Here is a 12708-nt window from a genome sequence, read left to right on the forward strand (position 1 = left end):
GACGGTAACGGGGGAGAGAAACGCTCGTGACGCCTAGCCGTTGCGCCTGAATAGGTACATCCCCGCCGCTACGCATAGCAATATGGGAATAAGCACCGCCCATAGCGGTGGAAACCCAAACAGCAGCGACGCAGGGGCGAGCAGATCCTGTAGGTACTTCACGCACAGCGCCACGATAATGCCGATGAAGATACGAGTGCCTGCACTTTTGGAACGCAGCGGGCCGAACACCGAGGATGCAGCCACCAGCATGAGGCTGATAAACGAGAACGGTTGCAGGATCTTCTGCCAGAAATAGAGCCAGGCAGAGTTACTGCTCACGCCCTGAGCGTCCTGATAGTGGGCTAGCTGCCACAGGCCGCTGATCGAATGGGTATCCAGGTCCAGAATCAGCTGACTGATAAATTCCGGATCGAAGCGTGTTTTCCACTCGGCGGAATCCTGATGCTCCGCCGTGGTGTGATCGTCATGGAAGCTTGTGGTCTGGATATCTTCGATATGCCAGCTCTGCTTGTCGGCATCCCATTCGCCGCGCGCGCCATAGCTGATGGAGCGCAGCTTGCTGCCGTCAAATTCGAGGCGCTCAATGCCCACCAGCGAGTTATCGAGCCGAATACCGCCGAAATTGAAGAAGGTATCGCCGTCGATCTCCCAGGCGCCGCCGCTGATAGAAGCAACATCGCTGCTTTGCTGCTTCTCGGATTTATAGGACTGCGCGAGCTGCTCCGCGTTGGGCACTAGCCACTGACCCATTGCCATGACGATAACGCTGACCACCAGCATTGGCTTCAATGCGGCTAGCGTCAGTCGGGTGATCGACGCACCTGCGGCGCGCATGGCGGTCAGCTCATTACTGGCCGCCATGTTGCCCAGTCCGATCAGTCCGCCCAGCAATACCGCAAGCGGAGCGAATTCATACAGACGCCATGGCAGTCGCAGGCACTGATAGACGAAGGATTCGAAGACCCCGTAGTTGCCTTCCATACCATCCAGCTTGTCGATAAAGACAATCGCCAGATTCAGCGCCACCAGCGCCACTTCCGTGACGAGCATCGCGGTAAATACATTGCGTGCAATATAGCGATCAAAACGACTGAACATTAACGGGCTCCCTGACGGCCGAAGGTGCGACGGAACAGCCACCAGCCAAGCAGCAGATAAACAAGGTGGATAGGCCACATACCGACCCACGGCGATAGTCGACCCGCCTGGATCATATTGTTGGCGGTAATCAGCGAAAGAATATAGATGACATGCAGAATCAGCGCCGGCAGCAGGGTGGCGAAGCGGCCCTGACGCGGATTCACCTTCGATAATGAAATACCGAGCAGCGCCAGAATCGGGAGCATCAGAATGATGCTGATTCGAAACTGAAGCTCACCGTAGCCCTGATGGTTATCCATCGCGATAAGCTCGGCTGTCGATACCATGGAGAGATCATCGTCATCAATGCTGGCAGGGTTTGCCTTGAGCAGCGACGAATAGGTCGAGAACTGCATCTGATCGGCGCTGGCACTGCCTGGTGTTACCTCGTACCGGTAGCCATTTGCCAACTGTAGATAGCGCGCGTTGGTGGGGGAGGTGTACTGATAGCCGGTTTCAGCGCGAGATATAACGCGCCGTCCATTGTGCTCTTCACTGATAAAGACATTGTGCAGCGTGCTGTGGCGATCACCCAGGCTGGCGGCATAGACCGTTCGCCCCTGTCCAATTTCCTGGAAGCGACCGGGCGTGAGGACGCTGAAATCAAGCCGCGAAGCCTGTTCGTTGAGCATACGGGTATTGCCGGACATACCGGCAGGGGTGAGCCATAGCGAGCACAGCCCGACGATCAATGCAGTGAGCAGACACGGCCACAGCGCGATTTTGAACAGCCGCTTAGGGCTGTAGCCGCACGCTTGCAGTACGGTCATTTCACTATTGAGATAAAGCTGCCCGAATGCCATCAGGAAGCCGAGGAAAAAGGCCATCGGCAAAATCAGCTGCATAAAGCTGGGCAACTGATAGAGCATCATGTTGCCTACCAGGGTGATGGGGAAATCACCATCGGCTGCGTCTGAAAAGAAGCGGATAAACTGACTGCCGACCACCACCAGCACCAGCACGGCTGTTACCGCCAGCATGGTGATCAGGATCTCGCGGACCAAATAACGAAAGATGATCAAATTGGTATCCTGTACTGTCTCATGATGCGTGTGGTTGCGCGTGGCCTGACGCAATACAAGCCGTATCAGCGGTGTAGCGTTAACGGCGAAGTGCGTGCTGGGTACTGTGGCCCGCGCATTCAGCGCGAAAAATTAACATGGCCTTTTTCAAGACAACGCAATGATACAGAAGTGCCATGGCTTGTGTCTCATTCACACCATGAATTGTGAATGGTTTGCGCATGGTGGCCGGTAGAGCGGGGGGAGGGGCATTCCATTTTTCGGCAAATATGCGAAAATGATCGTTTTCTTAAAGCCCACAATGAAACTCGCGTGTGGTAATGCCCTCGACAAAACGTTGTTCGAGCGAGGCGCGAATGGCCTGATGAAAAGGCTGGGCGCATCGCGATACCATTGAAGAACGGTGATCGCCGAGGCATGGAAAGATGGAGAAAGCCAGCAGCAACAGGAGTGGTTACGCCGGTTGTTATGCCCATGCTTTCCGTAAAAGCTATCGCGCGGTCAGGAGCGGGAGCATAAGGTGCCGTGTAATTGTAGGCTAAAATTGGGGGGTTACCCCCTGCTTGCATTATAATAGGCCAATTGAGCCCAGTAGATCCCAGTTGCCATCACTATCCCATCGCCCTAACTGAATAGTTCACAAAGAGTTGACGTTCAACGTGGTAGGGTGATTTTGATGCCCGGTTTTCTACTTTCACAATTTTATCATAAAGGCATGTCGACTCTGGTTTCCAGTAGCGCAAGAGAGCCATGCCATCGTTTTGAGAAGGCATTGCTGAACAAATGAGTTCTGAAGCGTTTTGCGTGTCACCCGCCCAATCGGTGACACCCACTCGTAACACGCTTCCCTTGCGTCGCTCTGATTTTGCGACACTCGCGGAAGCGCTTGACTACGCCGCTAAAGGTGTCACTGGTGCCAATTTTTATGTGCGTGGCAAGCTCGATACGGTATTGCCGTATTCAGAGCTGCGTACCGATGCACAGCAACTGGCGCAGCGATTGCTGTCGCTGGAGCTGCCGCGTGGTGCGCGGGTTGCCATTGTGGGAGAAACCACGCCTGACTTCCTGCGCTTCTTCTTTGCCTGTCAGTACATCGGTTTAGTGCCGGTAGCGCTGCCTGCCACGGTTAACCTGGGAGGGCATGCTGCTTACGTTGAGAAAATGCGCGGCATGTTGAAAGGCGCAGGGGCATCCATCGTCGTTGCTTCCAACGAATTTATCGGCTTCGCTGAAGAAGCGGTGCAGGGCGTTGATATCGCCTTCTGTGGTACGCCCGCAGCCTTCCGCGAACTGCCTCTCAGCGATGCAGCGCTGTCACCTACCGGCCCCGATGAAACTGCCTATATGCAGTTCACCTCCGGCAGTACCGGATTCCCCAAGGCCGCCATGGTGACCGAGCGTGCGCTGAGCGCCAACATGTATGGCTCGTCGATGTACGGTGTCGGCATGAACGAAGATGATCGTTTCGTTTCATGGCTGCCGTTTTATCACGACATGGGGCTGATAGGTTGTCTTCTTACCGTTGTCTCAAGCCAGCGTTCGGTTGATTTCATTGATACGCGCGAATTTGCCATGCGCCCGCGCCGCTGGCTGGAGCTTATCAGCACCAACAAGGCGACCGTGACCTACGGCCCTCCCTTCGGTTACGAGCTGTGTGCCCAGCGCGTGCGTCCGGCGGATGTCGAAGGGTACGACTTTTCGAAGTGGCGTGTTGCAGGTGTTGGAGCGGAGCCGATCAGCCCGGCGGTACTTGATCGCTTTTGTTCGGTATTTGCTTCGTGTGGCTTCAAGCCCGAGGCATTTATTCCTTCCTACGGTATGGCGGAAAATGCCCTGGCGGTCAGCTTCGCTCCCAGAGACAAACCGTATGAGGTCGATTGGATCGACCCTGATGAGCTGACAGAAGAGCTCAAGGTCAAATTCGTGGATGCAGGCACCGGGCGCGGCTTTGTGCGCTGCGGCAAGCCGATTCCCGACCATGAAGTCAAGATTGTTGACGAGCAAGGCACTGCATTGGCTGAACTCGGGGTCGGGCGTATCCTGATTCGCGGGCCAAGCATGATGACGGGCTACTTCGAGCGTCCTGAAGCAACGGCGGAAGTGCTGTCAGCAGACGGTTGGTACGATACCGGTGATATCGGTTATCTCAGCGACGGTGAAATCGTCGTGACCGGGCGTCACAAGGACATGATTATTATCAATGGCCGTAATATCTGGCCGCAGGATATCGAAGCCATTGCCGAACGCCAGCCCAATATCCGCTCCCGTGATGCGTCAGCCTTCGGGATCGTGACTGAACAAGGCAGTGAACAGGCAGTGGTGGTAGTGCAGTGCAATAATCTCGAAGAGAGTGAGCGTACCGAACTGGTGCAGTCGCTGCGTCGCGAAGTGTATGAAGAGCTTGGCATCACCTGTCTGGTGGAGCTGGTGCCGCGTCACACGCTGCCGCGTACATCTTCTGGCAAGCTGTCGCGCTCCGGCACGCGCGTTGGTTATCTGAAGCGTCGCGAAGCAGAAAAGAACGGTGATAAAGGCGCTGACGGTGTACGTCGCGCAGTCTAGCAATGCCTTGCGATAGATATGGAATGGCGATCCATCAGGTATGATCGAAGCGAACCACGACACACGTCAGTTGGTGGCCTTGACAGGGGCCACCGGCTTTATCGGATCGACGCTGATCAAGCGGCTGGCGCAGGCGGGGTATCGCACGCGCGCACTGTATCGCCCCCGACCGGGGCGTGAATATGCGGCGAGCAACGATCTGGAGTGGGTTGCTGGCAGCCTTGATGATGCGCAGGCGTTGGATGCCCTGCTGGATGGCGCCGCTGCGGTGATTCATTGCGCGGGCGCGGTACGTGGTGCTTCCCGTGCGGATTTTGATGCCGTGAATGTGGCGGGCGTGCAGGCAGTGGCAGAAGCCTGCCAACGTGCCAACTGTCAGAGTCTGTTGTCGCTGTCATCGCTGGCGGCACGCGAGCCGCAGCTCTCCCACTACGCGGCGAGCAAGCGCGAGGGCGAGCAGGTGCTGGTGCGGTTTACCGATACGCTGGATTGGATCGCGCTGCGCCCTCCGGCGGTCTATGGCCCCGGCGACCGTGAAATGTTGCCGCTTTTCCGCAGCATGCAGCGTGGCTGGGCGCTAATACCGGGCAGTGGCGCTGGCCGTCTTTCGCTGATTTATGTCGATGATCTGGTCGCTGCCATGCTGGCCTGGCTGGGCGGTGATACCCGCCGTAGCGGTGATATTTATGAAGTCGATGATGGTCAGTCTGGCGGTTATGATTGGAACACTCTTATCGAGACGGTGTCCCAGGTATGTCAGCGCTCCAGGCCAATTCGACAGGTACATGTGCCGGTAGCCCTGCTCAAAGGTATTGCGGCCGGCAATCTGGCGGCTGCTCGCCTGTTTCGCTACGCCCCCATGCTGTCACCAGGCAAGGTGGGCGAGCTTACTCACAATGATTGGGTATGCGATAGCACTCCCTTCCGCCATACCTTTGAGTGGAGCCCGCAGGTCCGCTTTGCGGCTGGACTTGCCAAAACGCTTCAACTTTCTCCTTCCCATGCTTCTGGAAACGTGCAATGAACCATCAAGATATTGTGACAGAGATCATCAAGGTGCTAACGCCGCTGGTCAAAGACAAGGGCGTCGAGCAGATTACCGAAGATACCGAACTTACGGGTGAGCTGGCGCTTGATTCGATGCAGGTAATGAACATGCTGCTGGAACTTGAGGATGCCTTCGATATCTCTATCCCGGTCAATGCAATGGCCGATATCAAAACGGTAGGAGACCTGGCTAACCAGATCGAGCAGTTGATGAGCGGTCATTCATGAAAAGCAATCAGCGTCTGGCAAGTATAGAAGCTGCTCACCAGGAGCTGGTTGAGTTTGGTGTAGATCCGTTTGCGGTAGAGATCGAAGAGATCGTGTCGCCTACCGGTGGCATCATTCAAGGGCGTCCTACCATCCTGGCCGGTACCAACAACTATTTGGGGCTGACCTTTCACCCCGATTGTGTGGCAGCGGCGAAGAAGGCTCTTGAGGAACAGGGTACCGGTACCACCGGCTCGCGAATGGCGAATGGCAGTTACGCATGCCATCGCGAGCTTGAGAGAGAGTTGGCAGCCTTTTATGAAAAAAGCGATGCTATTGTCTTCTCTACCGGCTATCAGGCGAATCTGGGCACTATTTCCTCCATCGCTGGGCCGGGTGACACCGTCTTCATTGATGCAGATAGCCATGCCAGTATTTACGATGGATGCCAGCTAAGTGGTGCCAGCGTTATACGCTTCCGCCACAACGATTATGAAGATCTGGCTAAACGCCTGCGTAGATTGGGCGAGGCTGCCGCTGATGCGCTGATCGTGGTCGAAGGCGTATACAGCATGCTGGGCGATCGCGCGCCGCTGAAAGAATTTGTGCGCGTCAAAAATGAATTTGGCGCCCGACTGATAGTGGATGAAGCGCATTCACTGGGTGTGCTGGGCGAGCGCGGCCGCGGTGTTGTAGAAGAAGCTGACGTCCTTGATGAGGTCGATTTTATCGTCGGTACCTTCAGTAAAAGCCTGGGTAATACTGGCGGCTTCTGTGTTAGCAGCAGCGATAACATGGCGGTACTGCGCTATGCCAGTCGCCCTTACGTATTCACCGCATCCCTTCCGCCCGCCACCATCGCGGCAACGCGAGCGGCGCTCAAGCTGCTTGATAAGGGCAGCGACCTGCGCAAACGGTTGCACAACAACGCCACGCGTCTGCACGATGGCCTGAAATCCTTCGGCTTCACGCTGGGAGCGCCGGTTAACGCGGTAGTGGCGGTGGTGATCGGCGATAAGTCCGAAGCGCTCAGCATGTGGGATTACCTGTTGAAGGCCGGGGTCTACGTTAACCTGATGGTGCCGCCCGCTACGCCGGGTTCGGAGTCACTGCTACGCTGCAGCGTCAGTGCAGCTCACTCGGCGGCGCAAATCGATGCGCTCTGCAATGCGTTTGGTGAGTGGCGCAGCCGTAACAGCTAGCGCCATATGCGGTAGGGAATTATGTGTCCCTACCGCCTCTTTTTGCTGGTTGCGTGCCTGATCATGATGATCCTGTCAGCGCTGGCGTTGAGAACTCCGCGGTTGATATCTGGTCACGTGCTTGTATGAGCCGTGAGAGTCATTCCCCTGTGTTTTATATAACAGCAGCAGCCACGTGCATGTTGCGTCATACGTACTTACGCCTTTTAGCCTACGGAGCCTCTCGATGAGTGCCGAGTCCCGGTGGCAACACTTTCCGCAGCATACGCTTGAGCAGCTATTCGCCGCCATCGAAGTCGATGATGTGGTTGATGAGCAGGTGTCATTGCCTGACAGCGGCGCGCTGCTGTGTGCCAATGATCAACAGATTCGTCAGTGTTACTCGCTGTGTTTGCAGCTCTGGCTCGATGGAGTATCGCGCCGTGCGCTGCTGGAACTGGTGATGTCGTTGAAGCAGCACGGCGACCTGACGCCCGATGAGCGCCGGCGTTTCAAAGCGATACGGGCCAAGTTCAAGCATCTGCGTTTCGCCCAGCGCCTGTTCAGCAAGAATCATGAATGTGGCTGGCGGTTGCATCGCACTACGGTGATGATGGGCAAGCTGCAGGATGCGTTTCGCGGTGGGCATCAGGCTGAGCTGGACCGCTGTATTCGCAAGATACGCCAGCTACTGCTGCCGCCGGTCTGGGCGTTGATGCGGCGTGATGCCTGCCGCTTGCCGCTTGATAGTGCCAGCGCCATTTGCGACTACCGTCAGCGCTGTTTCCAAAGCCTTGCGCCCTCGATTGCATCACCGGTGCTTGATGGCAAGCGCTTCCACGATACCCGCAAGATTGTGAGCCAGCAGGTCGCCTATTACGACACCTTCCGCACGCTCTATCCTGACAATGAGGTGGCAAGGCGCATGTCGCGGTTTATGGCCGCCATCAACGGTTTGATGGGGGATCGTCATGATGAAATTATCGAGGCGACGCTGAAGGGAGAGCGCGCGTATGACGATAACGAGTCGCTCAGTGAAGATGTGCGCTGGCGTCTTGAGCAGCTGGTGGGAGCGATGAGCCGCGACTAGCGCGGCTCGACGGTAATAGCGGGTTAGGCGTTAATGGCTGGCGTGGACAGTGTCTTTTCATACACGCGGTAGGTCTTGTACACCTCACCGCCGATTGATTCGATAATGCCGCGCACGCCGTTGTTGGTTTCGAGAATCCATGACATCTCGATTTTTCTGACACCACGATCAACGAGCTGCTGTTTAACGGCTTCAATGGCCAGAAAGGATAGCGCGGGGCCGAGCGTGTTGTGGTGCTTCTTGCGCACGCCCATCAGCGGTACCCTTGCCGTCGTCGGGAATTTCACCTTGAGTTTCCACAGCAGCTTCGCCCAGTTGAAGGGCAGCAGGCCGCCGTTGAAATCCTTGATGACTTCGTTCAGGTTGGGCAGCGCCACAATAAAGGCGGCCGCTTCGCCATCCACTTCGACAATCTGAATCAGATCCGGCGACAGCAGCATTTTCAGCGTTTTGCCCAGATCGTTGAACTCCTCATCGGTAAACGGCACAAAGCTCCAGTTATCCGACCAGGCATCGTTGAAGATTTCACGTACCGTCACAAGCTCTTCATCGAATTTCTTGAAGTTCATCGGGCGAACGTTGATCTCGCCCGTGGCCTTGCCAAGCAGCCACTGCACCACCCTGGGGGTCTTGAATTCGCTGGTATCGACAATATAAGCGAGCAGATCCATCGCCTTGGTGTAACCGCACTCTTCAACGGCAGGCCCGCTGTAAGGCGCGGTATGGCCCATCATGAACATCGGCGGGGTATCAAAGCCGTCGATCAGCAGGCCGACTTCATCATTGATCGACAGGCTGAAGGGGCCGCGAACGCGCTGGATGCCGCGCTCGGCAAGCCACTGTTCAGCGGTGGTGAGCAGTGCTGCGAAGGTTTCCCGGGAATCTTCAGCGTCAAGCATACCGAAGAAACCGGTCGCATCCTGATGCGTCTCCAGCGCCAGACGATCGACCTGGGCCGAGATTCTGCCGACCGGTGTATTGCCGCGCCACGCGATCCATGCCTGAAAGTCGGCATGCTCGAACCACGGATTGGTTTTGGGGGTCAGGTGCAGGCGACGCTCAAGCGCAAGCGGCGCTACCCAGGCAGGATCGCGATTGAATAGACGGCTGGGCAACGTAATGAACGTCTTGAGATCGGCTTTGCCATCCACAGGGGTTATTCGCAAGGGGGCGTTATCGCTCAAAGGAGACTCCATGTAGATAGTTAGGCCGTTTTCCGGTTTGCAGAGGTGTTATCATGCAGGTGATAGCCCTGCGCTTCCATGACCTTTGTGACTGCTTCTTCGACATCAGCCAGCACTTTATCAAGCGCCTGATTGGTATCAATGTCAGCAATGGGAGCGCCTTTATAGCTGAGCTGGGGGGTAACCTCAATCTTGCGTGCCAGGGCTGCGCGCTGGTGGTCAGGCTTGCGGGCGCAGGCGACATCAAGATCAACGTTCAGGCGTACTACCAGGGTAGGGCGTACACTGGTCATCCAGTCGAAGGCTTTACGCTCATGGCGCGCCAGGGCGCGTACAATGGCACTGCCTTCGTCGCTGCGCGGGAAGCGCGGGCCATCGTAGGCACCGTCAATGGCCGTTTGCGGGTAACGGTCCGCCACGATGATATTGCCTTCTTCACGCAGCTTGAGCATGCGCTTGAAGCGGCGCAAGCGGCGTATGGTGAAGGCGCTCATGACAAGAGCAGGGAGCAGATCAGGGAGCTTGCGCTTATCCATGCTGGTGTTGGCTTTTTTGCTTTTGCTGTCGATTTTTCTGTGCAGAAAGCCGCCAACAATGGGCCATTGTGCGATAGCCCGTCCGACGTTACCCGACTGCTTGCCCAGATGGACCTGCTGAGCGGGGCCGAATCCCTCAATCCATGAAGTGAGGTGTTCGCAGACGGTCGATTTACCCGAGCCATCGCAGCCGATCACGGCAATGATGGGCGCGATTGAGGAATGCATTGATTCTGTCACCGTGCTATTAAGTTTCAACTAAGAAATATATCATTAAGGAACTTTCAGCGATATTGGAGGTTAAACGTTGAAGGCCATGATGAATTGCTGCTTATTGTACCGCGCTTACCTCAAATGAGCGTGGTTTGCTGCGTATTTGACGTTTCTAGAACTATATTGAGTTGCTATGAGTGCTGCGAAGTCTCCTTCTTGCGTGCCGGGTGTCATCGCCGTAACCGGTTGTGATGGCTCGGGAAAGTCGACGCTGACCGCCGCGCTGGAAAAACAGTTAGCGCACAAGTGCGCCGCAGAATTTGTTTATCTGGGCCAGTCATCAGGGCGTATTGGCGAGTGGATTCAGGAGCTGCCCGTGATCGGTGGCCCCTTTGGTCGTTATCTGCTGAAAAAATCCGATAGCGTGCACGAGAAACCGAGCACGCCGCCGGGCAATGTCACTGCGCTGGTCATTTATCTGCTGTCGCGCTGGCGTCTGTTCAAGTTCAAGCGGATGCTGCGCAAGGCGCGGCGCGGCACACTCATCATTGCCGATCGCTATCCGCAGGCCGAGGTGGCCGGCTTCCGTTTTGATGGGCCGCAATTGTCGAAAACCGAAGGGGGCAATTGGTGGGTCGCCATGCTGCGCCGCCATGAGCAGACGCTTTATCAATGGATGGCGGGCCACCTTCCTGCATTATTGATCCGCCTCAATGTGGATATCGACACGGCGCATCAGCGTAAACCCGACCACAAGAGGGAAGCCTTGCGCCAAAAGCTGGATGTGATTCCGACGCTCACCTTTAACGGTGCGCCCATCCTTGATATTGATGGCCGCAGACCTGCGCAGGAAGTGTTGCAGGTATCTCTGGAAGCCATCGCCAGGCTCGACCCCCGTTGCGCCATCTCTACTTCTTCAAGCGTATGAATGATAAAACTGTTTCTGCTTTAGCAGCCGCTACTACCGAGCCTGAGCCACCCTCTTCGCGACCACGACAGATGACTGACCATTGCACAGTGGTAAACGGGCTGGTGGCGGTAGTGGGGTGCGATGGCACGGGGAAGTCTACTCTGACCCACGATTTGGTGGCGCGCTTGCAGCAGGAGCGCCCCACCGAGTGGCGCTATCTGGGGCTGGTTTCCGGCGAGTCGGGCGACAAGATCAAGAAATTGCCTCTGATAGGCACCTGGCTGGAGCGGCGTTTGGCCGCCAAGACCGCCAAGGTGCAAAACCTCCGCACGCGGCAGCCTTCCTGGCTTGCGGTGCTGGTGATGTACGGCTTTTCCAAATGGCGCGCCGGTAATCTGCGCAAAGTGTGTCGTCTTGCTGAAAGTGGCACGCTGGTGATTGCCGACCGCTATCCGCAGGCGCAGATCGAAGGCTTTCGGTTTGATGGCCCTGGCATCGGTATCCAGCGCGTCTCGCCGGGCTGGAAGCGCCGTATGGCGGAGCGCGAGCACCACATTTATCAGCAGCTTGAGAAGATTCAGCCCAGCCTGATTATTCGTCTTGATATTGATCTGGAAACCGCCAGCGCGCGCAAACCCGATCATGATGCTGAAGAGTTGCAGGAAAAGATCTCGGTGATGTCTCAATTGAATTACAATGGAGCGCGTATCATTGATCTCGATGCGCGTGCATCCTATGACGATGTTGTCGCGGGAGCGCTTGAGGCGATTCACCGCTTTGCGCTGAGCGATCATAATAAAGCCAGCTCCTGCTAGATCATTGACTGGAGCGGTGAGAACAGCAAGTAGATAAAACAGGGGGATATCATGAGTGAACGCAAACGTCCTTTCTGGCGCGAGTGGCTGGTCAAGCTGGGCAAGCGCTTTCTGCGCTGGAACGGTGAATTCCAGACTCGTCATTCGCTGGTGCCGACCACGCCACGACTTGATAACAACATATTTGACTGGGTGCCCGAGCTTGAGGCTGCCTATCCGGAAATCCGCAAGGAGCTTGATCACCTGCTTGAGCATCCTGAAGATATTCCTGCGTTCCACCAGCTATCGCCGGATCAGAAGCGTATCTCCAAGGGCGATAACTGGAAAACCTTTGGCTTTTACGTCTATGGCCAGCGGGTGGATGACAACTGTGCCATCTGCCCCAATACCGCTGCGATCCTCGACAAGCTGCCGGGCATGCGTACAGCGATGTTTTCCATTCTCAAGCCGCACTACCATATCGAGCCGCACCGTGGCCCTACCCGAGCAGTGGTGCGTGCGCACCTTGGCCTGAAAGTGCCTGAGCAGGCTGACAAGGTGTGGCTGCGTGTTGATAACGAGTATCTGCACTGGGAAGAGGGCAAGGTGGTACTGTTCGACGACTTCTACGAGCATGAAGTTCGCAACGATACCGATGAATATCGTGCCGTGCTCTTCCTCGATATCGACCGCCCGATGGATAAGGTGGGCACTGTGGTCAACCGCATTCTGTTTGCCCTGATTGCCGCCAGCCCCTTCGTTAAGCAGCCGATCAAGAACGTGGCTGCGTGGAACAAAAATCGCAACCGTCACTGATGG

Annotated in this window: 12 protein-coding genes; 8 read left to right on the plus strand and 4 right to left on the minus strand. The window is 56.2% G+C overall.

All coding sequences use genetic code 11. From position 1 onward, the window contains the following. Nucleotides 1-33: 33 nt before the first annotated feature. Nucleotides 34-1101: an LPS export ABC transporter permease LptG gene (lptG, locus tag L881_RS0110595; protein WP_025733670.1), complete on the minus strand. Its 1068-nt coding sequence runs from the start codon at nucleotides 1099-1101 to the stop codon at nucleotides 34-36. Further along, entirely contained in the window at nucleotides 1101-2165 is a 1065-nt protein-coding gene (gene lptF, locus L881_RS0110600; RefSeq protein ID WP_025733671.1) for an LPS export ABC transporter permease LptF, read from the minus strand. The genes lptG and lptF overlap by 1 nt, the downstream gene beginning before the upstream one ends. A gap of 783 nt (nucleotides 2166-2948) precedes the next feature. Here lptF and L881_RS0110605 point away from each other — a divergent pair. The 5 genes from L881_RS0110605 (at nucleotide 2949) to L881_RS0110625 (ending at nucleotide 8252) form a co-directional block, all read left to right on the plus strand. Beyond that, entirely contained in the window at nucleotides 2949-4727 is a 1779-nt protein-coding gene (locus L881_RS0110605) for a fatty acyl-AMP ligase (protein WP_025733672.1), read from the plus strand. A gap of 40 nt (nucleotides 4728-4767) precedes the next feature. After that, nucleotides 4768-5751 (plus strand): NAD-dependent epimerase/dehydratase family protein, encoded by a 984-nt coding sequence (locus L881_RS0110610; protein ID WP_025733673.1) that lies wholly within the window; start codon nucleotides 4768-4770, stop codon nucleotides 5749-5751. Next, nucleotides 5748-6002 carry an acyl carrier protein gene (locus tag L881_RS0110615; protein ID WP_025733674.1) on the plus strand — a complete coding sequence of 85 codons (255 nt, stop codon included), beginning with the start codon at nucleotides 5748-5750 and terminating at the stop codon, nucleotides 6000-6002. The genes L881_RS0110610 and L881_RS0110615 overlap by 4 nt, the downstream gene beginning before the upstream one ends. Beyond that, entirely contained in the window at nucleotides 5999-7183 is a 1185-nt protein-coding gene (gene spt, locus L881_RS0110620) for a serine palmitoyltransferase (protein ID WP_025733675.1), read from the plus strand. The genes L881_RS0110615 and spt overlap by 4 nt, the downstream gene beginning before the upstream one ends. Before the next feature lie 226 nt (nucleotides 7184-7409). Then, nucleotides 7410-8252 carry a hypothetical protein gene (locus L881_RS0110625; RefSeq protein ID WP_025733676.1) on the plus strand — a complete coding sequence of 281 codons (843 nt, stop codon included), beginning with the start codon at nucleotides 7410-7412 and terminating at the stop codon, nucleotides 8250-8252. A gap of 23 nt (nucleotides 8253-8275) precedes the next feature. Here the strand turns inward: L881_RS0110625 and L881_RS0110630 are convergent, their stop codons facing one another. Continuing rightward, the gene (locus L881_RS0110630; protein WP_211238916.1) at nucleotides 8276-9436 is read right to left on the minus strand and encodes a hypothetical protein; all 1161 of its coding nucleotides are present in this window, start codon (nucleotides 9434-9436) and stop codon (nucleotides 8276-8278) included. 20 nt (nucleotides 9437-9456) lie between these two features. Then, nucleotides 9457-10200: a nucleoside/nucleotide kinase family protein gene (locus tag L881_RS0110635; RefSeq protein ID WP_025733678.1), complete on the minus strand. Its 744-nt coding sequence runs from the start codon at nucleotides 10198-10200 to the stop codon at nucleotides 9457-9459. A 178-nt stretch (nucleotides 10201-10378) separates the two neighbouring features. Here L881_RS0110635 and L881_RS0110640 point away from each other — a divergent pair, with 178 nt between their 5' ends. From L881_RS0110640 to L881_RS0110650, 3 genes are all read left to right on the plus strand, one after another. Next, a complete protein-coding gene (locus tag L881_RS0110640; protein WP_025733679.1) occupies nucleotides 10379-11113 on the plus strand; it encodes a nucleoside/nucleotide kinase family protein in 735 nt (244 codons plus the stop codon). A gap of 71 nt (nucleotides 11114-11184) precedes the next feature. After that, nucleotides 11185-11910, plus strand: a complete 726-nt coding sequence (locus L881_RS0110645; protein WP_025733680.1) for a nucleoside/nucleotide kinase family protein — start codon at nucleotides 11185-11187, stop codon at nucleotides 11908-11910. 51 nt (nucleotides 11911-11961) lie between these two features. Further along, nucleotides 11962-12705 (plus strand): aspartyl/asparaginyl beta-hydroxylase domain-containing protein, encoded by a 744-nt coding sequence (locus tag L881_RS0110650; RefSeq protein ID WP_025733681.1) that lies wholly within the window; start codon nucleotides 11962-11964, stop codon nucleotides 12703-12705. Nucleotides 12706-12708 lie beyond the last annotated feature (3 nt).

It is taken from the genome of Carnimonas nigrificans ATCC BAA-78 (genome assembly GCF_000526695.1).
GTDB lineage: Bacteria > Pseudomonadota > Gammaproteobacteria > Pseudomonadales > Halomonadaceae > Carnimonas > Carnimonas nigrificans.

What these genes read in the sequence shown, in the direction of transcription:
- L881_RS0110650 (WP_025733681.1), top strand. Translation starts at nt 11,962, where the DNA reads ATGAGTGAACGCAAACGTCCTTTCTGGCGCGAGTGGCTGGTCAAGCTG.
- L881_RS0110625 (WP_025733676.1), top strand. Translation starts at nt 7,410, where the DNA reads ATGAGTGCCGAGTCCCGGTGGCAACACTTTCCGCAGCATACGCTTGAG.
- L881_RS0110615 (WP_025733674.1), top strand. Translation starts at nt 5,748, where the DNA reads ATGAACCATCAAGATATTGTGACAGAGATCATCAAGGTGCTAACGCCG.
- L881_RS0110635 (WP_025733678.1), bottom strand. Translation starts at nt 10,200, where the DNA reads ATGCATTCCTCAATCGCGCCCATCATTGCCGTGATCGGCTGCGATGGC.
- lptG (WP_025733670.1), bottom strand. Translation starts at nt 1,101, where the DNA reads ATGTTCAGTCGTTTTGATCGCTATATTGCACGCAATGTATTTACCGCG.
- L881_RS0110610 (WP_025733673.1), top strand. Translation starts at nt 4,768, where the DNA reads ATGATCGAAGCGAACCACGACACACGTCAGTTGGTGGCCTTGACAGGG.
- L881_RS0110640 (WP_025733679.1), top strand. Translation starts at nt 10,379, where the DNA reads ATGAGTGCTGCGAAGTCTCCTTCTTGCGTGCCGGGTGTCATCGCCGTA.
- spt (WP_025733675.1), top strand. Translation starts at nt 5,999, where the DNA reads ATGAAAAGCAATCAGCGTCTGGCAAGTATAGAAGCTGCTCACCAGGAG.
- L881_RS0110645 (WP_025733680.1), top strand. Translation starts at nt 11,185, where the DNA reads ATGACTGACCATTGCACAGTGGTAAACGGGCTGGTGGCGGTAGTGGGG.
- L881_RS0110605 (WP_025733672.1), top strand. Translation starts at nt 2,949, where the DNA reads ATGAGTTCTGAAGCGTTTTGCGTGTCACCCGCCCAATCGGTGACACCC.